The following is a 22,576-nucleotide window of genomic DNA, read 5'->3' on the forward strand; positions in this document are numbered from 1 at the left end:
GGACCTCAGGCCGCGAGCCTGTCCGCGAGCCGGGCTAGGAATGCGTCGCAGGCGGCGAGCTCGCTCTCGGCGATCCATTCGTCCGGCGTATGCGCCTGCGCGATGTCGCCCGGCCCGCACACGATAGCCGGCATCCCCGCCTCCTGGAAGATGCCGCCCTCCGTGCCGTAGCTGACGCGACCGGCGTGGTTGGCGCCCGTCACGCCGCGCACGAGCTCGGCAAGCGCGTGGCCGGCGGGAAGCGCCATCGCCTCGAGCGTCGGGCGCTGCTCGAACCGTATCGCCGCATCGGGGTGCACCGCGCGCATGGCGGGAAGCAGCATCTCGGCATGGGCGCGCACCTCGTCGAGCAGGCTCCCGGCGTCATGGCCGGGAATGTTGCGGTACTCGAACACGAACTCCGCCCGGTGCGGCACGACGTTCAGCGCGGTGCCGCTGTGGAACGTGCCGACATGGACGGAGGTGTGCGGCGGGTCGAAGCCCTGGTCGAACGGCCCTTCGGCGAGGATGCGCCGCTTCTGGCCGGTGATGAAGTGAACGAGCTCGGCCGCAACCTCGAGCGCGTTGACGGCACGGTCGGGGTGCGCCGAATGCCCCGCCTTGCCCTCGACGACGCAGAAGGCCGATACCTTCCCCTTGTGGCCGAGGATCGGTTTCATCGAGGACGGCTCGCCCACGATCACCATCTCCGGCCGGACGGGGAGCGTTGCGAGATCGGCGACGAGACGCCGCGCCCCGTGGCAGCCGACCTCCTCGTCATAGGTGATGCAGAGATGGACGGGCCGGCTCAGCGCGCGCGACTTGAACGCCGGCACGGCGGCGAGGATCGCGGCGACGAAGCCCTTCATGTCCGAGGTGCCGCGGCCGATCAGCCTGCCGTTCTCGCGCCGAAGCAGGAACGGATCGCCCGTCCAGGCCTGGCCCGCCACGGGTACGACATCGACGTGGCCCGACAGCGCGACACCCGCGCGGTCCTCCGGCCCGATCGTCGCGTAGAGGTTCGCCTTCCTGCCTGTCTCGTCGTGCGTGATGCGCGAGGCGACGCCGTGGCTGTCGAGATAGCCACGGATGAAGTCGATGCAGTCGAGATTGCTGTTGGCGCTCACGGTGTCGAACGCCACGAGCCTGTCGAGCATCTCGATCGTGGTGGTGTTGCCGGTCATCACCGGACGAGGAAGATCCGTCACGAACATTGCCCCACTGCCAATGCCATCCGATGATGCCGGGCCGGGTGGCGCGGTCAACCCCGCGCCGGGCGGGCCGGCTCGATGCCTAGTCGCAACGGAATGCGCTGCCACGCTCGCGTACATCGTCCGGAGCCGAGCCGAGGCGGAAGCGCGGCGCGACGAGCGGATCGGCGAGCGCATCGGCCACGTCCTCCTCCGGCACGGCGGCGGCGACCGCTGCGAAGAACGGGCCGTCGCCGCGCGCGCGACGCAGGTAGAGCCGGTGCAGGGCGATCGCGAGCGGCGCGTGCGGAAGGCAGCACGGGCAGGCGCCCGGGTGGCCCGGGCGCGCTTCGGGAAGTCGCTCCACGATTGCCGCCCCCTCGGGTGCCTCTGCGCCCGACGGCAGCACGAGCGCGATCACCGATTCGTCAGCGCCTGTTCCGGGCCGCCAGGCGGTCACCGGGATGCGGGTGTCAGCTACCATCATCTGGACATAAGCATATCTTTATGTCATTGGGAATGACATGGAGACCGTTCTCTCCCCCCTTCGCGCCATCGCCGAGCCGACCCGGCTTCGCCTCGTCGCCCTCTGCGCGGCCGGAGAGTGGTGCGTGAGCGACCTCGTCGAGATCCTCGGCCAGTCCCAGCCACGCCTCTCGCGCCATCTCAAGCTGCTCTGCGACTCGGCCGTGCTGGTACGCCAGCCGGAAGGCTCGAACGTCTATTTCCGGCTCGCGACGGAAGGCGCCGGCGCGCGGCTCGCCGAGACCGCGCTTGCCGCGCTGCCTGGCGATGACCCCGTCCGGGCGGCCGACAGACGCCGGGCGGCTGCCCGCGCGGCCGACCGCGCGCGGGACGCGATCGCCGCTTTCCAGGACAACCCCGCCGCCTGGGACGAGATGCGCGCGCTCGACCTGCCGGCCCGCGCGATCGAGGAGGCCCTTCTCGCCCGACTTCCCCAGGGGCGGCTCGGCCGGGTGCTCGACATCGGCTGTGGCACGGGGCGGATGATGGAGGTGCTGAGCCCGCGGGCGGAGCATGTCCTCGGCATCGATCTCTCGCGGCGCATGCTCGCGCTCGCCCGCACACGCATCGCCGAGCGCGGCCTCGCCAACTGCTCGGTACGGCAGGCAGACATGGCGCGGATCTCCCTGCCCGACGCCTCGTTCGACGTCGTCGTGCTCTGCATGGTTCTACACTACGCCGATGACCCCGCGGCGGTTCTCGCCGAAGCCGCACGGTTGACGGCACCGGGCGGGCGCGTCGCGGTCGTCGACCTAGCCCCGCATGGGCGCGACGACCTGATCCGCCGCCTCGCCCACCGCGTGCCCGGCCTCTCCTCGGCGGAGATCGCCCGCCCGCTCGAAGCCGCGGGCCTCGCGCTCGCCTCGCCCGCCACGGTCGGCTCTGCCCTGCCCGTTCTCATCCACATCGCCGCCGCCCCCGCCGACACCCCGAAACAGACCGCCGCACCGCGCGGCGCCTTCGCCTTCTAGGACGATCGCCATGTCACGCCCGCATCTTCTCGACGCGCTCAAGGACCAGGTTCTGCTCTGCGACGGCGGCTTCGGCGCGCGCATCCAGGCCATGACGCTCGACGTGGAGCGCGACTACATGGGCAAGGAGAACTGCACCGAGGTGCTGCTTCTCTCGCGCCCGGACATCGTGCGCGAGATCCATCGCGGCTACTTCGCCGCAGGCGCCGACATGGTGGAGACCAACACCTTCGGCGGCTCGCCGATCACGCTTGCCGAGTTCGGCCTCGAGGACGAGGCCTTCGAGCTGAACCGTCGCGCCGTCGAGCTCGCCCGCGAGGCGGCCGAGACCTTCGCCGATGGCCGACCCCGCTGGGTGGTCGGTTCGGTGGGGCCCGGAACCAAGCTGCCCACCCTCGGCAATGTCGACTACGACACGCTCGAAGCAGCGCTGACGGTGCAGGCGGACGGGCTGATCGCGGGCGGCGCCGATGCGATCCTGATCGAGACCTGCCAGGACACGTTGCAGATCAAGGCCGCGGTGAACGGAGCGAAGGCGGCACGGCACAAGGCCGGGCGGGCGGACGTGCCGATCTTCGTGCAGGTGACCGTGGAGACGACCGGCACGCTTCTCGTCGGCCCCGACATCGCGGCGGCCGCGACCGTCGTGCACGCGCTCGACGTGCCCCTGCTCGGGCTGAACTGCGCGACGGGCCCGCAGGAGATGGCCGAGCATGTGCGCTGGCTCGCGCAGAACTGGCCCGGCCTTCTCTCCGTGCAGCCGAATGCCGGCCTGCCCGAGCTCGTCGACGGCCGCACGCACTACCCGTTGACGCCAGACGAGCTCGCGGTGTGGATCGAGCGCTTCATCGCAGAGGACGGGCTCAACCTCGTCGGCGGCTGCTGCGGCACCAACAACGACCATGTCTCCGCGCTCGATGCGATGCTGCGCAGGCGCGCCGGAAGCCTGCGGCGGCCCGCACCGGTGGCGCGCAAGAGCGTGTGGGTGCCCTCCGTCGCGAGCCTCTACGGAGCGGTGCCGTTGCGGCAGGAGAACAGCTACTTCTCGATCGGCGAGCGCTGCAACGCCAACGGCTCGAAGAAGTGGCGCGAGCTCCAGGCCGTCAATGACTGGGATGGCTGCGTCGCCATGGGCCGCGAGCAGATCGGCGAAGGCTCGAACAGCCTCGATGTCTGCACCGCCTTCGTCGGCCGCGACGAGATGTTCGAGATGACGGAGGTGATCAAGCGCTTCACCTCCTCGGTCAACGCCCCGCTCGTGATCGACAGCACCGAGACGCCGGTGATCGAGGCGGCGCTCAAGCTGCATGGCGGCAAGGCGATCATCAACTCGATCAACTTCGAGGAGGGCGAGCGCGCAGCGTCTGACCGCATGACGCTCGCGAAGAAGTTCGGCGCCGGCGTGATCGCGCTCACGATCGACGAGGCGGGCATGGCCAAGACGGCGGAGGACAAGCTGCGCATCGCGCGCCGCCTCGTCGAGTTCGCCTGCGACCGCTACGGCCTGCCGCAGTCAGACCTGCTGATCGATCCGCTCACCTTCACGATCGCCACAGGCAACGAGGACGACCGCAAGCTCGGGCTCTGGACGCTCGAGGGCATCCGGATGATCCGCGAGGAGTTCCCCGACATCCAGATCATCCTCGGCCTTTCCAACATCAGCTTCGGGCTGAACCCGGCCGCGCGGCACGTGCTGAACTCGGTGTTCCTCGACCATGCGGTGAAGGCGGGCATGACGGGGGCGATCGTGCATGTCTCGAAGATCAAGCCGCTGCATCAGATCCCGCCCGAGGAGGTGAAGGTCGCGGAGGACCTGATCTTCGACCGCCGTGCCGAGGGCTATGACCCGCTCCAGGCGATGCTCGGGATGTTCGCCGAACGCAAGGCGGCCGATACCGGCAAGAAGAAGCGCGCCGAGACCGTGGAAGGGCGCCTGAAGGACCGCATCGTCGACGGCGACCGCAAGGGGCTCGAGGATGAGCTGTCGGATGCGATCGCCGCCGGCCACGCGCCGCTCGCGATCATCAACGACATCCTCCTCGACGGCATGAAGGTGGTGGGCGAGCTGTTCGGCGCGGGGAAAATGCAGCTTCCCTTCGTCCTGCAGAGTGCCGAGACGATGAAGGCCGCCGTTGCCTACCTGGAACCGTTGATGGAGCGCGTCGATGGCCAGCAGAAGGGAACGATCGTGCTCGCCACCGTGAAGGGCGACGTGCACGACATCGGCAAGAACCTCGTCGACATCATCCTGACCAACAACGGCTACCGGGTGATCAATCTCGGCATCAAGGTGCCGCTCGCCGACATGGTGAAGGCCGCGAACGAGAACCGGGCCGATGCCATCGGCATGTCGGGGCTTCTCGTGAAGTCCACCGTGGTGATGCGCGAGAACCTCGAGGAGATGTCGCGCCAGGGCCTCGACATTCCTGTGATGCTCGGCGGCGCGGCGCTGACGCGCAACTATGTCGAGCAGGATTGCGTCGCCGCCTATGGCGCAGGCCGTGTGGCCTATGCCCGCGATGCGTTCGACGGGCTGCACCTGATGGACAAGGTGGCCGCGGGCCAGTTCGACGACTATCTCGCCGCCGTGCAGGCGAAGCGCCGGGGCAAGCCGTCGAACACCCGCCGCACCCTAGGCCAGGCGACGGAGGCGGCGCTCGCGCCGGTCGACCGCGCCTACGCACAGGCGCGGCGGCGGCGCATCCTCGGCGACGAACCCGTGCCGACGCCGCCCTTCTGGGGCGCGCGTCTGCTCGAGGCGCCGACTAAGGCGGTGGTGCCGTTCATCAACGAACGCTCGCTCTACCAGTTCCAGTGGGGCTTCCGGAAACAGGGCCGCCGGCTCGAGGACTTCCTCGGCTGGGCGAAGCAGGAACTGCGGCCGGTGCTGAAGCGCATGCTGAAGCTCGCCGAGGACGAGAGCATCCTGCGGCCGCAGGCGCTCTACGGCTACTGGAAGGCCGCGGGCGAAGGCAACGACGTGGTGGTGTTCGACGAGGACGGGCGCACCGAGCTCGCCCGCTTCACCCTGCCTCGCCAGGCGAAGGAGGACGGCGAGTGCATCGCCGACTTCTTCCGCGACATCGATGAGGGTCCGGACAGCCGCGACGTGATTGGGCTCCAGGTGGTCACCGTGGGGCAGAAGGCGTCCGACATGGCGCGGGAATGGTTCGAGGCGAACCGCTACCAGGACTATCTCTACCTCCACGGGCTCTCGGTCGAGGTTGCCGAGGCGATGGCCGAGTACGTGCACAAGCGCATCCGTGCCGAGTTCGGCTTCGCCGCGGAGGATGACCGCGACATCGAGAAGATGCTGCAGCAGGGCTATCGCGGCAGCCGCTACTCCTTCGGCTATCCCGCCTGCCCCAACCTCGAGGACCAGGAGCCGCTGCTGCGGCTTCTGGGCGGCGAGAGGATCGGCGTGAGCCTGTCGGACGAGTGGCAGCTCCACCCCGAGCAGAGCACCTCGGCCATCGTGGTGCATCACCGGCGGGCGAAGTACTTCTCCGTCTGAGCCGCCGCCCACGCCCTGTCCCTCTCCAACACGAGGGGACGGAGCCGGATGCCCTTTCCTTTCCGACCAGGGGAGCGGGGGGACCCGCTTGCCAGGCATGTCAGTTCAACAGTTGAACAGGTGTTCAACTGGCTTCGCAGGGCGGCGCCGCCCATGCTAAGGGGCCGGCCATGACGCGCGCGAGCAGCCTTGCCGCCGCCAGCCTCGCCGTTGCGGTGTTGGTGCTGGCCCTGAAGGCCGTTGCCTGGTGGATCACCGGCAGCGTGGCGCTGCTGGCCGACGCCCTCGAAAGCGTCGTCAACGTCGTCGCCGCCCTCGCCGCGCTCGCCGCCGTGATCTACTCGCAGCGCCCGGCCGACGCGAACCATCCCTATGGCCACGCCAAGGCGGAATACTTCTCCGCCGTGCTCGAAGGCGCGCTCATCGTCGTTGCAGCGCTGATCATCCTGCGCGAAGCCTGGCTCGCCCTGCTGAATCCGCGCATGCCCGACCAGACGACGCTCGGCCTCGCCGTCAACGGGCTCGCGACCGCCATCAACGCCTCCTGGGCAATGCTTCTCTCCCGCCGCGGCAGGCGGCTTCGCTCGCCCGCACTCATTGCGGATGCACGGCATCTCTTCGCCGATGTCGTCACCTCCCTCGGCGTGCTGCTCGGCGTCGGCCTCGTCGTGCTGACCGGCCAGCTCTGGATCGATCCGGCGCTGGCAGCGGCAACGGCAGTCAACATCCTCTGGTCCGGCTGGCGGCTGATGCGCGAGAGCGTCGGCGGGCTGATGGACGAGGCGGTCGGGCCCGAGCTCCTCGGTCGCATCCGCTCCATCGTCGCGAGGCATGCCGAAGGCGCAATCGAAGCGCACGACATCCGAACCCGCCACGCCGGCCGTTTCACCTTCATCGAGTTCCATCTCGTGGTTCCGGAGGACATGCGCGTCGGCATGGCGCACGACATCTGCGACCGGGTCGAGGAGGCGCTGAAGGCGGAGATAGAGGGCAGCGTCATCACCATCCATGTCGAGCCCCCGCACAAGGCGAAGCACCACGGTGTGGTGGTCGTCTAGCCTCGTCGCCGCGGCAGCCGCGGTGGCGATCGCTGCGACGGCGGAGGCCGCGCCGCACCGCGTCGTCTCGCTCAATCTCTGCGCCGACCAGTTCCTCGTTCTCCTCCTGCCGCGTGACCGGATCGCGGCGTTGTCGCCGCTCGCCGATGACCCGACGCTGTCGGCCGTGGCCGGTCGCGCAGCAGGCATCCGCCGCGTCGCGCCGCTCGCCGAAGCGGTGCTGCCACTTGCGCCCGATCTCGCCGTGGCGGGCCCATGGGGCGGAGCCGGCGCAGCCTCCGTGCTGGAGCGCCGCGGCATCCCGGTCCTGCGGCTCGGCCTCGCCGAGACCTTCTCCGCGATCGAGGAGCAGCTGCTGCGCATCGGCGAGGCGCTCGGCGAGGGAGAGACGGCAAGCCGCCTTGCCGCGGAGATGCGCACGGCGCTCGACGCGCTGCCCCCTGCGCCGCGCGAGAAGCCGCGCGCGCTCGTCTGGCAGGCGCGCGGCTTCGTGCCGGGTGCAGGGACGCTCGCCGATTCGGTGCTCGTTGCGGCCGGCTTCGCCAACGCGGCGCCGTTCCGCGGCTACGGGTTCGTTGCGCTCGAGGCTCTGCTCGCCTCGCCGCCGTCGCTGCTCGTGACCGCCCCGCCAGGCGGGCCTGCCTCACTCTCGACGGCGCTCACCAATCACCCCGCGATCGCCCGTGCAGCCATCCCGCGCGCGACGGTCGACCCCGCCCTGCTCGCCTGCGGCAGCCCGCTGACGGTGGACGCGGCGGTGACGCTCGCCGCGGCGCGATGACACGGGCCCTCGCCGCGCTCGCCGGTGCACTTGCGCTTCTCTCCCTGCTCGTCGGCCGAGCGGGGTTCGGCGTCGTCGACACCGCGATCCTGTGGGAGCTTCGTGCGCCGCGCACCGTCCTCGCGCTTGCCGTCGGTGCGGGTCTCGGCCTCTCCGGCGCCGTGCTGCAGGGCCTGCTGCGCAACCGCCTGGCGGACCCTGGGCTGCTCGGCGTCACGGGCGGAGCCTCGCTCGGCGCGGTGCTCGTCTATTATTACGGCCTCGCAGCGACGCTGCCGGTCACCCTGCCCCTCGGCGGGCTCGCCGGCGCGGGGCTTGCTGCGGCGGCGATCCTCGCGCTTGCCTCGCGCACCGGAACGGGTGCGGCGCTGCTTCTGGCTGGCCTCGCCGTCGCGTCGCTCACAGGCGCGGCTGTCGCGGTCGCGCTCTCCTTCGCGCCGAACCCCTTCGCCCTGGCTGAGATCACCGTGTGGCTTCTCGGCTCGCTCGAGGATCGCGGCTGGCGGGAAGTGCTGCTCGCCCTTCCCGCCGTGCTGGCCGGTGCCGCGCTTCTTCTCGGGCTCGGGCGGCGGCTCGATGCGCTGAGCCTCGGCGAAGCGGGCGCGGCGAGCCTCGGCGTCGATGTTCCGGGAACGGTGCGCCGCGCGGCACTCGGCGCCGCGCTTGCCGTCGGAGCGACCGCTGCCGTGGCAGGCGGCGTCGGATTCGTCGGGCTGATCGCGCCGAACCTGGTGCGCGGCCCCGTCGGCGAAAGGCCGGGGGCGCTGCTGCTTCCCGCCATGTTCGCGGGCGCGGCGATCGTCGCGGCGGCAGACATCGCCGTGCGTCTCGTGCCGCTGCAGCAGGAGATGCGCCTCGGCGTCGTCACCGCGCTGATCGGTGCGCCGCTCCTGCTCCGCCTCGTCGTCACGCGGAGCGAGCGGCCATGATCGCGGCGAATGGGGTCGTCGTCTCGCGCAGCGGCCGCCGGGCGCTCGACGGCGTGTCACTTGCCTTCGAGATGGGGCGGCTGACGGCACTCGCTGGCCCGAATGGCGCGGGCAAGTCGACGCTGCTCTCCGTCCTTGCCGGGCTGCTCGCGCCGGATGCCGGCAGCGTGACGCTCGATGGCCAGCCTCTCCACGCGATGGCACCGGCCGCGCGTGCACGCCGCATCGCCTGGCTCGAACAGGGCGCGCGGGCCTCCTGGGGCATGACGGTGCGCGAGATCGCTGCCCTCGGGCGGCTGCCGCATGGCGACAGCGGCGCCGAGGCGGTGGAGGAGGCGCTTGCCGCGTGCGGGCTCGCGGCCATGGCGGAACGGCGCGTCGATGCGCTGTCGGGCGGCGAGGCGCGGCGGGCGATGCTTGCGCGCGTGCTCGCGACCCGCGCGGAGGTCCTGCTCCTCGACGAGCCTGCCGCCGATCTCGATCCCGCCCAGTGTTTCGCGCTGATGCGCCTGCTCCGCGCCGAGGCGGCGGAGGGTCGCGCCGTCATCGTCGTGCTGCACGACCTGGCCCTTGCCTCCCGCTTCGCGGACAGGATCGTGCTGCTTGCGGAAGGCCGCGTGGCGGCCGACGGCACGCCGGAGGCGGTGATGACGGAGGAGGAGGCAGGGCGCGTGTTCGGCGTGCGCATCGGCACCGACGCCTTGCCGCGGGTGCTGCCATGAGGCTCTGGCTCGCCGTCGCCTTCGCACTGCATGCCGCGGCCGTGCTCGCGCTGGTCCGCTACGGTTCGCCGCGGCCGATAGACGAGGCCGCCTACGAGCCGGCAGGCATCACCGTCGTGTTCTCGCGCGGCGGTGGCGGCGAGACGGTCGGCGAGGAGGATGCCGAAAGCCCGCCCGAGACCGCGACAGCACCGCCTGAACAGACACCCGAGGCGCCCGGCGAGCAGCAGGCGGAGGCCCAGCCCGAGCCTGCGGTGCCCGAGGAGGTGACCGCAGAGACCGCGCCCGAGCCGGCGCCCGCCCGCCCGGCCGAGGCGCCGCCACCTGCAGCCGTGAGCGCCCTGCCGCTTCCGCCGCCTCCGCCCCCGGAGCCTCCGCCGCCAGAGCCACCGCCCCAGGCAACGGAGGCGCGCACGCCACCGCCAAGCCCCGCTTCGGCCGAGGGGCAGGCGGCCACGCGCGCGCCGGAGCAGGCGGAGGCCGAGCAGGAGAGCGCGCCGCAGCTCGGCTCTGCGGGGTTCCTGTTCGCGACGCGCCCCTCCTCCGTCGGCTACCGCGTCGATCCTGTCGTGCCGGTCGAGGCACGCCAGCTCAGGATGCAGGGCCGCGTCGAGCTCGTCGTCACGATCAGCCCCGAAGGCATCCCGACGGAGGTGGACGTTTTCCGGTCGAGTGGCCATTTCCTTCTCGACAGGGCGGCGGAGGAGGCGCTGTGGCAGTGGCGGTTCGACCCGGCACGCCGCGGCGGTATTCCGGTGGAGGAGAAGATCGTCATCCCCTTCACATTCCGCATCGTGAACTGACCTTACGCCTACAGGCACCAATCAGTGGAAGACCGGCAAATGGTGAGACTGGACCGCATCACGACACGCGGCGGCGACGCGGGGCTGACCTCCCTCGGGGACGGCACGCGCGTGCGCAAGGACACGCTGCGCATCGAGGCGATGGGAAAGGTGGACGAGGCCAATGCCGCGATCGGCCTTCTGCGCCTCGTCACTGCCCGCGGCGAGTCGGGCTCCGACCTCGCCGCAGCCGATGCGATGTTGGCAGCGATCCAGAACGACCTGTTCGACCTCGGCGCCGATCTCTGCGTGCCGGTGGGCGAAGCGGAAGAGGAGGGCAAGGCGCTTCGCGTGGTGCCCACCCAGCTCCTGCGGCTCGAGGAGGAGATCGCGCGGCTGAACGCGGAGCTCCCTCCCCTCCGCTCCTTCGTCCTGCCTGGCGGAACCGAGGCCTCCGCCTGGGCGCACCACGCGCGCACCATGGCGCGCGCGGCCGAGCGGGCGACCGTCGCGTTGGCAGCGGCCGAGGCGATCAACGCAGACGCGGTGCGCTACCTCAACCGCCTGTCGGACCACCTTTTCGTGCTCGGCCGCTGGCTGAACGGCCGAGGCGCGTCGGAGGTCCTGTGGAAGCCTGGCGCGACGCGCTGAGCCTGCCTCACCACCGCACCGTGACGCCGCCGAATACGCCGCGCGAAGGCGACACGAAGCCGTTCGCCGGCTCGTAGCGGCTGTTCGTCAGGTTCCGGCCGAGCGCGAACACCTCCCAGCCCTTCTCGACGCGCCAGCGCACGGCGAGGTTGAGCAGCACGCCGGCCGGGTTTGTGCTGCGGGTGGTGATCGCATTGCCCGCATCGTCATAGGCTGCGAAGGCGTTCTCGACCGCGGGGCCGAACACGAGAAGCTCCGGCGATACCGTGACGCTCGAGACAGGCAGCCAGCGGATCGTTGCCGAACCGCTATGCCGCGGCCGGCGCGGAAGCTGCGCGCCCGTGGTCGCATCCTGCGCCACCGTCCAGGTATAGCCGAGGGTAAGCGAGGCGCGGTCCGACGGCGCGATGGTCAGCTGCGTCTCGACGCCCTCGATCTCGGCGCGGCCGGTGTTCTCCTGCGTATAGATGGGCGAGAACACCGTGGAGATCAGGTCGGTGATCTCGGTGTCGAAATAGGTCGCGGTGAGGCTGACGAGGCCGAGCGGCCCTGCCGCGACGTCCGCCCCGATGCCGGCCTCCCACCCCGTGCTCTTCTCCGGCCGCAGGTTCGGGTTGCCGCGGAAGCCGAACCCGTCCGTGCCGTAGCGGTCGAACAGGGTAGGCGTGCGGAAGCCCGTGCCGTAGGCGGCGAAGAGACGAAGCGGCACGACGGACACCGGCAAGCGATACACGCCGCCCACCCGCCAGGTGGTCCGGTCCTCGAAGTCGCGGGGCGAGTCGTGGCGGAGGCTCAGCGTCACATCGAGCCGCTCGAGCAGGGTTCCCTGCAGCCCCGCATGGCCGCCGGTGCTCGAGGTGCTGGCATCGACATCCTGGTCGAACGGGCCGAACAGGTTGGACGAGCGCACGCGCACTTTTGCCTCGTCGCGCGTATAGGCAAGGCCGAACGTCGCTGCAGCTGCGGTGACGCCAGGCATGTCGGCCAAGGCGAGCGTGTTCGACCAGCGCACATCCGTCCGCCACGACTCGTAGCGGTTGTCGTCGGCCTGCGAGGTCGTGTCGATTCCGTCGAGGCCGTTCTGGAAGCGGCGGTCCTCCTCGATGCGCGCGACCGAGAGCCCCGTGCGCCAGCGCCCGCCGATCAGCGTGTTCGCCGAAGCCTGGAGCGCGCCGAGCCTCGTCTCGCCGCGCGCGTTGGGGTCGTCGATCACGGTCGAGAGCGCGCTGCCGATATTGTCGTAGCCGAACCGGTTCTGCCGCCAGCGGCCGACCACGCCGATGCGCGTCTCCTCGCCCAGGTTGAGGCCAAGGTTTGCGGTGACAGCCTGCGCGGTCTGGTCGTCACGCTCGCCCTTTGCGGTGGCGATGCGTGGGGGGATGACGTTGGTCCCGCGCGTCGAGATGGACCCGGCCGCGAGCATGCCGTCGAGCACCCCGTGCCGGCCGCCTGCAACCAGGCTGCCGCGCACCGTCGATTGCGTGCCGGCCTCGCCCGTCACTGCCCCGCCGAAGGGCCCGGAGCCGCGGCGCGTGATCATGTTGATCACGCCGCCGATCGCCGAGGAGCCATAGATGCCAGCGAGCGGCCCGCGCACGACCTCGATCCTCTCGATGTCGTCGAGCAGGTCGTCGCCGAAGTTGAACACGCCGTTCGGCGTCGAGGGATCGTTCACCGGAACGCCATCGCGAAGCACGAGGACGTGGTTGGCGTTCGTTCCGCGCACGAACACGGTGGCCACCTGGCCCGATCCGCCGGACTGGACGACGCGGAGGCCGGGCACGGCGGAAAGCGCCTCGGCGAGCGTCTCGTAGCCGCGATCCTCGATCATCCGCCGGTCGATCACCGAGACGCCGGCGGCGAGCCGGGCGGGGTCGGTCGGCACACCCGTTGCGGTGACGACAGTTTCAGGCAGGGTGCGCAGGGGCTCCTGCGCGAGGGCAGGCAGGGAGAGGCTCAGCGCGGCAACGACGAGCGCCGGAGGGCGAGAATGCATGGAGGGCTCCGCACGGGTTGAGGACCGGCGAAGCGATCACGTCCGGAAGACGAACGATACGATATCAACATGGCAAGCCCGCCTCCCGCGACATGACACCCCGACCGGTTGTCGCCGCATGCGGACATGATCCGTTGCGCCGGTGCACCCCGCCCGACGCGCGCGAACGACCGGCGCCGGCCGGTCTCCTGGCTCACGAGGGAGGACGGTGGACCGTCCCGCGCGCCTGCCGCCTTCCCGTGCGATGCAGAGGGCATCACCCAGTGGCCTCGTGGCAGGCGCTCCTCGCCTACAGTTGCGGGGGCAGCCGCGGCATTGCACCGCGTTCCCGTTTCAGCCCTTTCGGGCCACCGGCGCCGACGTGAGTGTGCCCCCGCGCGCGCCCTCGCGCCAGCCCCTTCGGGGCGCCCCGAGAGACCTCAGAAGAGGAAGTCGAGCCCCTGCGCCAGCACCCAGCCGAAGCCGCCGATGATCGACAGCGCAAGGATCGAGGCGCCGACACCGACGACCGCGCCGCCGATGATCGAGCGCGTGTCCTCCTCCATCAGCCCGAAGGCCATGATCGCGCAGGCGAGGCTCGTCGGCCCGTTGGTCAAAGGAAGCGGGATGATCACGAGGGCCGCAAGCCACATGCCGTAGATGCCAATGAGGCGCGCGCCCAACGCGCCGGTCAGGACCGACGGGCGTGGCCTCACGTAGCGCTCGATCCGCTTCAGCCAGGGGTTGGACTTCTCGACGATCATCAGAAGGTCGGCCTTCTTCATCGACCGCCGCGTGAGGATCGCCGGCAACCGCGGCTCCGGCAGACCGAGCGCGAGCTGCATGCAGACGATGAAGAGCGGCACGCCGAAGATCGGCGACCAGCCCGGGATGTAGATCGGGATCAGGTTCGGGATCGCGAACAGGATGATCAGCAGCCCATACCCGCGCGTGCCAAAGGCATGGATCATCTCGCCGAGGGTGATGCGTTCCGCCGGCCAGTCCCGCGCCAGGTGCAGCATCAGCGATGAGACGGGAAGATGCGCGTAGGCTTCGGAGAAGCCGTGTCCTTGCGCGACCGGCGTCGGCACAGCAAGGGTCGAGACCTCAGGCCTGTCCAGCAAAGACGCCCCCTGACTACCGGCCACCGCGGTGGCCATTCCCCTGTCGGCGCATCGGCGGTGCAAACGCCCGCCTGGTCGGGTCTCTGCCCGGTTCGTGCGACCGGCGGAAGAGTATAGGCATCACCCGGTCAGCACAGCTTAATTCGCCGTCACCCGTTGGAGACCTTCGGTTGCAGCGGCGCCGAGCATCCAGCACGCGAACGCCTCGATCGCTGCCTGCTTCGGGTGCCCGGGCAGCCAGATCAGGTAGAAGCCGAGCCCGGGCAAAGCGAGATCGTAGGCACGCATCAACCTTCCGTCCTCCAGCGCGGCGGCGGCCAGCACGTCGCTGCAGAGCCCGATGCCCTGGCCGGCGATGAGCGCCTCGATCGCATGGAGTTCCTCGCGGAACGTGATCTCGGCTGCCGGCGCAGCCGCCGCCATGGCGGGCACGACGCGTCGTGCCGCGGCAAGCCAGCGCGGCCAGGTCGGCGGATCGATCACCCAGGGGTCCCAGGTCATCTCGACCAGCGGATAGCCCAGCAGCTCCGCCGCCCGCGCGACCGGCGCCCTCCCCTCTAGGAGCGACGGGGCGCAGAGCGGCCAATGCCGGTCGCGCAGCGCCTCGTGCGCCACGTACCCGGCCGGCGCGGCCCGGGCGTAGCGGATCGCAAGGTCGGCGGCGCCGGCAGCAAGATCGAGCGGCGTATCGGTGCCTATGAGCTCGAGCGCGATGTCCGGTCGTGCCGCGCGCCATGCTGCGAGGCGCGGCACGAGCCAGAGATGCGCGAAGGCGTTCGTGGTGGTGATCCGCAGTACAAGACGCCCCTCGCCACCCCGTCGGAGCGTCGCGACGGCCTCGGCGAACCCATCGAAGCCTGCGCGCAACACCGGGAACAGGCGCTGGCCGGCATCGGTGAGCGCGAGCGGGCGCGGCCGGCGCCGGAACAGGGGCTGTCCGCACGCCTCCTCGAGATCGTGGATCTGATGGCTGATCGCAGTCGGCGTCACGCCGAGTTCCCGCGCGGCCGCGGCGAAGCTCATGTGCCGCGCCGCAGCTTCGAACGCCCGCAGCGCAGTCAGAGGAAGCCTGCTTCTGCGCATGCGCCGAGCTTAGCTGAATTCAGTTCATCGTCCGGATGAAAACTCGCCATTTGCGCAAGCCCTTCCCGCGGCGGGAGCATGGGGGCGGCAGGTAGGACCCCACCTCGTGGCCGTCCCGCCAAGGAGGACCCAGCGATGCCGAACGTCCTGCCTCAAGCACCTGCCCGCGCAAGCCGCTTCGCCGCGCCCGACGTGTTCGCGACATTGCGAGGGCAGGCCGCCGGCACGCTCCTCACACCCGCAGATGCCGGGTACGACGAAGCCCGCCGCCTGTGGAACGGCATGGTCGACAAGCGCCCCGCGGCGATCCTGCGCTGCACGGGGGCGGCCGACGTTGCAGCAGCCGTCCGCTTCGCGGCTACAGCGGAAATGCCGGTCGCGGTGCGTTCCGGCGGGCACAGCATCTCCGGCCACAGCTCCTGCGACGGAGGGCTGATGATCGACCTCTCGATGATGAAGGCCATCACCGTCGATCTCGAGCAACGGCTGGCGCATGCCGAACCCGGCCTACTGCTCGCCGAGTTCGATGCGGCAATGCAGATGCATGGACTGGCCACGACCATGGGCATCAACGGCGACACGGGCATCGCCGGCCTGACGCTCGGCGGCGGGCTAGGGCGGTTGGCCCGGAAGCACGGCCTTGCGTGCGACAACCTCATCTCGGCCGAGGTGGTGCTGGCAGACGGGAGCGTCACTGTCGCAAGCGAGCGGGAGAACCCTGACCTTCTCTGGGGCCTGCGCGGTGGGGGCGGCAATCTCGGCGTCGTCACCCGCTTCACCTACAGGCTGCATCCGGTGGGGCCGACCGTACTGGGCGGGATGCTGCTTTGGTCGTGGTCGGACGCACGCGAGGCCATGCGTGCCTACGCGCGGTTCTGCGCCGTGGCGCCCGACGAGGTCGATGCGATCGGCGTGCTGCTGACGGGACCAGCTGGCGATCCGGTCTTCGCGGTCTCGACCCTCCATGTTGGCGCGATCGATGATGGCGAGCGCGCCCTCGCGCCGCTGCGCCAGGCCACGCCGCGGCCCAGGCACGATGCCGTCGCGCCCGTTGCGTACGCCGCGCTGCAATCCGCAGCCGACCCGATGTTCCCACGCGGGCGCAGATACTATTGGAAGTCGCACTTCCTCGCTGCACTGCCGGACGCAGCGATCGATGTGCTGATGGCCAGATTCGAGCGCGTTCCCTCTCCGCTCTCCAAGATCGGCCTGCAGCTCGTGGGTGGGGCGATCAGCCGTGTGCCGCCGGATGCCACCGCCTACGGCCACCGCAACGCGGCGTGGGACTGCATCCCGATCGCGAGTTGGGTGGACGCGGCCGAGGACGCGGCAAACATCGCCTGGTCACGCGGCGTCTGGGAGGAGATGTGCAGCTTTGCGACGGGCGGCGTCTACGTGAACAATCTCGGCGAGGAGGGGGAGGACCGGGTTCGCGCCGCCTATGGCGTGAACCACGGCCGCCTCGCCGCGCTGAAGGCACGCTACGACCCCGCGAACCTCTTTCGCGGCAACGCCAACGTGCCTCCCGCCGTCGCTACAGCCCCGTGAAGACCGGCCTGCGCTTCTCGAGGAAGGCGCGCCGCCCCTCGCGATAGTCGGCGCTGTCGAAGCAGGCGCGGAACACCGCGGCGAGCTTCGCGGTGTCGCGCTCGGCCGGGTCCTTCAGCACCTCGTTGATCGTGACCCGGGAGGCATGGACCGTCAGCGGCGCATTGGCGGCGATGGTGCCGGCAAGCTCGGCCACCGTCGCCTCGAGCTCGGCCGCGGGAACCACGCGGTTGACGAGCCCGATGCGCAGCGCCTCGGCCGCGTCGTACTGCCGGCCGGTGAACATGATCTCCTTCGCCTGGGCCGGCCCGACGAGGTCGACCAGCCGCTTCAGCCCCGCTGCGGCATAGGCGAGGCCGAGCTTCGCGGCAGGGATGGCGAAGCGCGAGTCCTCCGAGGCGATGCGGATGTCGCAGCCCACCGCGATGCCCATGCCGCCGCCGATGCAGTAGCCCTGGATCATCGCGATGGTCGGCTTCTCGAGTGCCGCGAGCGCAGCGCGGCCGGGGCTGACGAGGCGGTCGTACTCGGCCTGCGCCTCGGCGTCGGAGCGGAGCTTCTCGAACTGCGAAATATCCGCGCCGGAGACGAACGCCTTGCCGCCGGCGCCGATGAGTACCACCACCCGCACCGCATCGTCGGCAGCGAAATCGGCAGCGATGGTCTCGACCGCCTGCCACATCTCGACCGACATGGCGTTGCGCTTCTCGGGCTGGTTGAACACGATCCAGCCAACGCCGCCGCCCTTGCGCGCGATCATCTTCTCCGTCGGCAACGTCAGCCTGATCTCCGCCGTGCCGTGCATTCCGTCAGCCATTCCGGTCCTCCCTCGCAAGCCCCTCTCTATCGGCGCGACGGCACGGCTTGCCAAGCCCTGGCGGATCGGGCACCGCCCGGCCACCTTCCCCTCCATGCCGTTGCCGCGCCGCGCCCTCCTATCCACACCGGTCCTTCTGGCGCAGGGGGCCCGGCCGGTCGACCTCGCCCTCGTGCTCGCCGTCGATGTCTCGGCGAGCGTCGATTTCGACGAGTTCGGGCTGATGATCGGGGGCTATGCCGCGGCCTTCCGCGATGCCGACCTCGTCTCCCGCGCCACCGCGGGGGAAAGGGGGGCGATCGCGGTTGCGATGCTGTTCTGGGCAGGGCCCGGCGCGCGGGACCTCGCCCTGCCCTGGGCGCGGATCGGCGGCGAGGCGGAGGCCGAGGCGGTGGCTGCCGCCATCGAGGGCGCCCCCCGCATCGTGCCGCCTGGCGCCACCGCGCTCGGGGAGGCGATGATCGCGTCCGCAGCGCTCGCCGCGCGCTGCCCCTTTCCCGCCACGCGGCGCGTGATCGACGTCTCCGGGGACGGCCCGGCCAATGCCGGGGCAGGTCCGGCCGCGGGGAAGGCAGCGGCGGTCGCGCTCGGCATCACCGTCAATGCCCTGGCCGTCGTGCACGAGGAGCCGGAGCTTGAGGCCTACTACGCGGCCGAGGTCATCACCGGCCCCGGCGCCTTCGTGCAGCGGGCCGAGAACTACGAGGACTTCGCCTCGGCCATCCGCCGCAAGCTCCTGCGCGAGATCGGCGGGTCCCTCATTGCATGAGCGGTGCTGATGGTACCGATCAACCCGTCGCAGTGGAAAACTGCCCTGCCGCATGGCAAGAGGCGGGCATGACCCAGACGCCTCTGCTCTTCATCCCAGGCCCGGTGCAGACCCACCCCCGCGTGAAGGCCGCGATGGCCCAGGACATCGCGCCCTGGGACAACGACACGCGCCCCCGCTACGCAGCGATCCGCGAGCGTGTGCGTGCCATCGCCGGCGGGCGGGAGGGCGAGCATGTGTGCCTGCCTCTGCAGGGCTGCGGGCACTTCATCGTGGAAGCCGCGCTGCGGACCTTCGTGCCGCCGGGCGGCAAGGTGCTGATCCCGAACAACGGCAATTACGGCGTGCGGATGATCCGCCTCGCTCGCGAGGCCGGGCGTGTGCCTGTTGCCATCGACATCCCGGAGAGCCAAGTGGCGACGGGCGCGATGGTCGCCCGCGCGCTCGCCGAAGATCCGGCCATCGGCACCGTCTCGGTCGTGCACAGCGAGACGGCGACATGCGTGATCAACCCGATGGAGGAGATCGCCGCCGCCGTGCAGGCAGCGGGGCGGAGGCTGATCGTCGATGCCGTCTCGGGCTTCGGCGCCATCCCCTTCGACATCGGCGCCCACCCGGCGGCGGATGCGATCGTCTTCTCCTCGAACAAGTGCCTCGAGGCGATGCCTGGCATCGGCTTCGCCGTTGCCCGTGTCGACAGGCTGGAGGCCTGCCGCGCCAACGCGGGGAGCTGGAGCTTCGACCTCTCTGACCTGCTGCACCACAGCCGCACCTTTGGCTGGGGCTCGATCCGCTTCACCCCTGCCATCCAGTCGCTGGCCGCCTTCGAGGTGGCGCTAGACCTCTTCGAGGCGGAGGGCGGGCAGCCCGCGCGGCTTGCCCGCTACAGCGAGAACGCGCGTATCCTGTACAATGGGATGGTCGCCCTCGGCCTCACGCCGTGGCTCCCGAAGGAGCGGCAGGGCCCGATCATCGTCAACATGCACCAGCCGCCCGACCCGGCCTTCGCGCTGCAGCCCTTCGTGGATGCGCTGAAGCGCCGCGGCATCCTCATCTCGAACTTCTCGACGACCGACGCCCCCACCTTCCGTGTCGGCGCGATCGGCCGCCTGTTCGCCGACGACATGCGCCGCGCGGTCGCCGCGATCGGCGAGACGCTCGAGGAGATGGGCGTGCGCAGGCTCGCGAAGGACGACCTGGCGGCCTGAGCCCCTTCCGCCGGGATTTCACGAAAGCGCAACGAAACCGTCATTCCCAGCTCGCTGCCGCCGCCTAGGGTGCGGCCCGGCAGGAGGTGGCGGTGGCGGCGATCACACTCGAGGGCATAGTCAAGTCGTTCGGCAGCACCGAGGTGCTGCGCGACATCTCCCTTGCCATCGGCCATGGCGAGTTCATCACCCTCGTCGGCCCCTCCGGCTGCGGCAAGTCGACGCTGCTTCGCATCATCGCCGGTCTCGAGCGGCAGGATCGCGGGTCGATCGCCATCGGAGGCAGGCGCGTCGATGCGTTGAAGCCGGCCGAGCGCGGCGTGGCGATGGTGTTCCAGTCCTACGCCCTCTACCCGCACATGAGCGTGGCGCGCAACATCGCCAACCCGCTCGAGATGCAGCGCCTGACGTTCGCCGAACGCCTCCCTTTGCTGCGCCTGCTGTCGCCGCGTCGCAGGCGGGTCATGCGGGAGATCATGCGCGACGTGGGCACGGTCGCGGCAGCGCTGCAGATCGACCATCTGCTGCCGCGCAAGCCCGCCCAGCTCTCCGGAGGGCAGCGCCAGCGCGTCGCGCTCGGACGCGCGATGGTGCGCCGCCCTGACGCGTTCCTGATGGACGAGCCGCTGTCCAATCTCGACGCGCGGCTCCGCGTTCACATGCGGGGCGAACTCGCCGAGCTCCACAGGCGCCTCGGTGCCACCTTCGTGTTCGTCACGCACGACCAGACAGAGGCGATGACGATGTCGGACCGCGTGGCGCTGATGCTCGACGGCCGGATCGAGCAGCTCGGCACGCCAGCAGCGCTCTACGATACGCCCGACACGCTCGCCGTGGCCCAGTTCATCGGCTCGCCGCCCATCGCGGTGCTTCCCGTGACGGCCGAAGGTGGGCTCGTCGTGGCGGCGGGAACACGGCTTCGCCTCTCTGCCCTGGCCGGCGCGGCGATGCTCGGCCTGCGCGCGGAGGCGCTGGCGCCTGTCCGGAAGGGAACGCCCGGCGCACTACCGGCGATGCTGGCGCGGTCGGAGAACCTGGGCGCGGAGTGGCTGCTGCACGCGACACTGGGCGATGCCGCGGCAACCCCTGTGGTCTGTCGGCTGACGGCCGAGGCGCATGCCACAGCGCGGGCTGACGGTCTTCTCGGCGAGAGGCTCTGGCTGATGCCGGACGCGTCACGTGCCCATCTGTTCGATGCCTCTGGCAGGCGGCTCGTTCCGGAGGCGCAGCGTGCGGCCGTCGAGGCTGTGGCATGAGCACGGCGATCGCCCTTGCGGCAACGCGCGAACCGCTGCTGCGCGCGGGACATGCCTTTGCAGCGCCCGCCGCCTTGCTTCTCTTCCTGATCTACATCGTCCCCGTCGGCGTGCTGGCCTGGCTGAGCCTGACCGACTACGAGCTCGGCGCGGTGCGGACCGAGTTCCTGGGGCTCGCGAACTTCGAGCGGGCGCTGGCCGATCCGGTGTTCAGGCGCTCCATCGTCAACACCTTCGCCTATGTCGCGATCGTGCTGCCCGGCGGCGTCGGGCTCGGGTTGCTCGCGGCGCTGCTCGTCCACCGGCGGATCCGGACGCGATCGCTGTACGAGGTCATCTACTTCCTGCCCGTCACCTCGACGCTGATCGCGATGGCCACGGTGTGGCAGTTCCTGCTGCATCCGCGCCTCGGGCCGGTGCGCGAGATCACGCTCGGGCTCGGCCTCGGCGAAGTGGCCTTCCTGTCCGATCCGACGCTCGTCCTGCCCTCGCTTGCCGCGATCGGCATCTGGCAGCTCGTCGGCTTCAACATGATCCTGTTCCTCGCCGGCCTCTCTGCCATCCCGCGTGATCTCTACGAAGCCGCAGCACTCGATGGGGCTGGCGGGCCGGTCGATCGCTTCCTCAGGGTCACATGGCCGCTGCTCGGCCCGACGACGATGTTCGTGACCATCACGACCTCGATCACGGCCTTCAAGGTGTTCGACACGGTCGCAGTGCTGACGCAGGGCGGGCCGACCGGTGCGTCCGAGGTGCTGCTCTATGCGATCTATCTCGAAGGCTTCCAGTATTTCCGCATCGGCTACGCCGCAGCGCTGACGCTGATCTTCCTCGCCTTCATCCTCGTCTTCTCGGTCATGCAGGCCGCGGCGCTCGACCGACGGGTGCACTACGGATGATCGCGCACGCAATGCTCGCCCTCGGCGGCGCGGTGATGCTCGCACCCTTCCTCTGGATGCTGCTGACGAGCCTGCGCCCGGCTTCCGGAGTGTTCGGCGGCTTCAGCCTCGCCGCGCTCGAGGGCTTCGGAAACTACGCCTACGCGCTCGAGACCGCACCGCTGCTCCGCTTCATGCTGAACGGCGTCATCGTCTGCGCGGGCATCCTCGTCGTGCAGCTGCTCGTCGCCATCCCCTGCGCCTATGCGCTCGCGAAACTGCCGTTCCGCGGCCGCGGCGCGATGTTCGGCCTCGTCCTCGCCGCGCTGTGCATCCCGATCCAGGTCCCGGCGCTGCCGCTCTATCTCGGCCTCGCCCATGTCGGGCTGCTCGACACCTATCTCGCGATGATGCTGCCCTTCTTCCTCTCCGTCTTCGCGATCTTCCTGTTCCGCCAGTTCTTCAAGTCCTTCCCCGACGAGATCATCCAGGCCGCCCGGCTCGACGGCGCGGGCGAGTTCGAGATCGTGTGGCGCTTCGTCGCTCCGTCCGCGCTTCCCGCCATTGCTGCGTTCTCGATCTTTTCCGTCGTCGCGCACTGGAACGATCTCTACTGGCCGCTGATCGTCATCACCGAGACGCGCCTCGCCCCGCCGCCGCTCGGGATGCTCTACTTCCGCGACGTGGAGACTGGGTCGAACTACGGCGCGCTGATGGCGGGCGCGACCATCATCACCGCGCCCCTCGTCATCGCCTTCCTCGTCGCCCGGCGGCGCTTCATCCAGGGCGTCACCATGACCGGGCTGAAATGACCCG

At 70.3% G+C, this 22,576-nt stretch carries 20 protein-coding genes and 1 riboswitch; of the genes, 14 read left to right on the top strand and 6 right to left on the bottom strand.

Translation table 11 applies throughout. From position 1 onward, the window contains the following. Positions 1–5: 5 nt before the first annotated feature. The gene (gene argE, locus FIF60_RS01615) at positions 6–1,187 is read right to left on the bottom strand and encodes an acetylornithine deacetylase (RefSeq protein WP_239451442.1); all 1,182 of its coding nucleotides are present in this window, start codon (positions 1,185–1,187) and stop codon (positions 6–8) included. Between the two features lie 85 nt (positions 1,188–1,272). After that, a complete protein-coding gene (locus FIF60_RS01620) occupies positions 1,273–1,656 on the bottom strand; it encodes a hypothetical protein (protein WP_144183100.1) in 384 nt (127 codons plus the stop codon). 37 nt (positions 1,657–1,693) lie between these two features. Between FIF60_RS01620 and FIF60_RS01625 the strand changes: the two genes are divergently transcribed. The 8 genes from FIF60_RS01625 (at position 1,694) to FIF60_RS01660 (ending at position 11,102) form a co-directional block, all read left to right on the top strand. After that, positions 1,694–2,665, top strand: coding sequence for an ArsR/SmtB family transcription factor (locus FIF60_RS01625; RefSeq protein ID WP_144183102.1), 972 nt, complete (start codon positions 1,694–1,696; stop codon positions 2,663–2,665). A 10-nt stretch (positions 2,666–2,675) separates the two neighbouring features. After that, on the top strand, positions 2,676–6,179 hold the full coding sequence (gene metH, locus FIF60_RS01630; RefSeq protein WP_144183105.1) for a methionine synthase: 3,504 nt from the start codon (positions 2,676–2,678) through the stop codon (positions 6,177–6,179). A 170-nt stretch (positions 6,180–6,349) separates the two neighbouring features. Beyond that, positions 6,350–7,237: a cation diffusion facilitator family transporter gene (locus tag FIF60_RS01635; protein WP_144183107.1), complete on the top strand. Its 888-nt coding sequence runs from the start codon at positions 6,350–6,352 to the stop codon at positions 7,235–7,237. Next, positions 7,188–8,018 (top strand): ABC transporter substrate-binding protein, encoded by an 831-nt coding sequence (locus FIF60_RS01640; RefSeq protein ID WP_144183109.1) that lies wholly within the window; start codon positions 7,188–7,190, stop codon positions 8,016–8,018. Before FIF60_RS01635 ends, FIF60_RS01640 begins: the two co-directional genes overlap by 50 nt. Further along, positions 8,015–8,947, top strand: a complete 933-nt coding sequence (locus tag FIF60_RS01645) for a FecCD family ABC transporter permease (protein ID WP_144183111.1) — start codon at positions 8,015–8,017, stop codon at positions 8,945–8,947. Before FIF60_RS01640 ends, FIF60_RS01645 begins: the two co-directional genes overlap by 4 nt. Next, positions 8,944–9,669 (top strand): ABC transporter ATP-binding protein, encoded by a 726-nt coding sequence (locus FIF60_RS01650; protein WP_144183113.1) that lies wholly within the window; start codon positions 8,944–8,946, stop codon positions 9,667–9,669. The genes FIF60_RS01645 and FIF60_RS01650 overlap by 4 nt, the downstream gene beginning before the upstream one ends. Then, the gene (locus tag FIF60_RS01655) at positions 9,666–10,472 is read left to right on the top strand and encodes an energy transducer TonB (protein ID WP_144183115.1); all 807 of its coding nucleotides are present in this window, start codon (positions 9,666–9,668) and stop codon (positions 10,470–10,472) included. The genes FIF60_RS01650 and FIF60_RS01655 overlap by 4 nt, the downstream gene beginning before the upstream one ends. 39 nt (positions 10,473–10,511) lie before the next feature. Further along, on the top strand, positions 10,512–11,102 hold the full coding sequence (locus FIF60_RS01660; RefSeq protein WP_144183117.1) for a cob(I)yrinic acid a,c-diamide adenosyltransferase: 591 nt from the start codon (positions 10,512–10,514) through the stop codon (positions 11,100–11,102). Positions 11,103–11,109: 7 nt separating this feature from the next. Here the strand turns inward: FIF60_RS01660 and FIF60_RS01665 are convergent, their stop codons facing one another. From FIF60_RS01665 to FIF60_RS01675, 3 genes are all read right to left on the bottom strand, one after another. Then, complete coding sequence (locus FIF60_RS01665) at positions 11,110–13,098, bottom strand: TonB-dependent receptor plug domain-containing protein (protein ID WP_144183119.1); 1,989 nt, start codon at positions 13,096–13,098, stop codon at positions 11,110–11,112. Between the two features lie 161 nt (positions 13,099–13,259). Continuing rightward, positions 13,260–13,468: riboswitch (cobalamin riboswitch) on the bottom strand. Positions 13,469–13,517: 49 nt separating this feature from the next. Continuing rightward, a complete protein-coding gene (locus FIF60_RS01670; protein WP_158639016.1) occupies positions 13,518–14,168 on the bottom strand; it encodes an exopolysaccharide biosynthesis protein in 651 nt (216 codons plus the stop codon). A 171-nt stretch (positions 14,169–14,339) separates the two neighbouring features. After that, positions 14,340–15,284 (bottom strand): LysR substrate-binding domain-containing protein, encoded by a 945-nt coding sequence (locus FIF60_RS01675; protein WP_144183123.1) that lies wholly within the window; start codon positions 15,282–15,284, stop codon positions 14,340–14,342. A gap of 135 nt (positions 15,285–15,419) precedes the next feature. Here FIF60_RS01675 and FIF60_RS01680 point away from each other — a divergent pair, with 135 nt between their 5' ends. Further along, complete coding sequence (locus tag FIF60_RS01680) at positions 15,420–16,832, top strand: FAD-binding oxidoreductase (RefSeq protein ID WP_144183125.1); 1,413 nt, start codon at positions 15,420–15,422, stop codon at positions 16,830–16,832. On the opposite strand, the gene FIF60_RS01685 is transcribed toward FIF60_RS01680, so the two are convergent. Further along, positions 16,819–17,649, bottom strand: coding sequence for an enoyl-CoA hydratase (locus FIF60_RS01685; protein WP_239451443.1), 831 nt, complete (start codon positions 17,647–17,649; stop codon positions 16,819–16,821). The genes FIF60_RS01680 and FIF60_RS01685 overlap by 14 nt on opposite strands. Between FIF60_RS01685 and FIF60_RS01690 the strand changes: the two genes are divergently transcribed. The 5 genes from FIF60_RS01690 (at position 17,627) to FIF60_RS01710 (ending at position 22,572) form a co-directional block, all read left to right on the top strand. After that, positions 17,627–18,418, top strand: a complete 792-nt coding sequence (locus tag FIF60_RS01690) for a DUF1194 domain-containing protein (protein ID WP_239451444.1) — start codon at positions 17,627–17,629, stop codon at positions 18,416–18,418. The genes FIF60_RS01685 and FIF60_RS01690 overlap by 23 nt on opposite strands. A gap of 68 nt (positions 18,419–18,486) precedes the next feature. Beyond that, positions 18,487–19,626, top strand: coding sequence for a 2-aminoethylphosphonate--pyruvate transaminase (locus FIF60_RS01695; RefSeq protein WP_144183127.1), 1,140 nt, complete (start codon positions 18,487–18,489; stop codon positions 19,624–19,626). A gap of 92 nt (positions 19,627–19,718) precedes the next feature. Further along, a complete protein-coding gene (locus FIF60_RS01700; protein ID WP_204251046.1) occupies positions 19,719–20,882 on the top strand; it encodes an ABC transporter ATP-binding protein in 1,164 nt (387 codons plus the stop codon). After that, complete coding sequence (locus FIF60_RS01705; RefSeq protein ID WP_144183131.1) at positions 20,879–21,781, top strand: carbohydrate ABC transporter permease; 903 nt, start codon at positions 20,879–20,881, stop codon at positions 21,779–21,781. Before FIF60_RS01700 ends, FIF60_RS01705 begins: the two co-directional genes overlap by 4 nt. Next, positions 21,778–22,572 carry a carbohydrate ABC transporter permease gene (locus FIF60_RS01710; protein ID WP_204251047.1) on the top strand — a complete coding sequence of 265 codons (795 nt, stop codon included), beginning with the start codon at positions 21,778–21,780 and terminating at the stop codon, positions 22,570–22,572. Before FIF60_RS01705 ends, FIF60_RS01710 begins: the two co-directional genes overlap by 4 nt. The last annotated feature ends 4 nt before the right edge of the window (positions 22,573–22,576 follow it).

The sequence above is a fragment of the Elioraea rosea genome, from assembly GCF_007644105.1.
In the GTDB taxonomy this organism is placed as follows: Bacteria; Pseudomonadota; Alphaproteobacteria; order Acetobacterales; family Acetobacteraceae; genus Elioraea_A; species Elioraea_A rosea.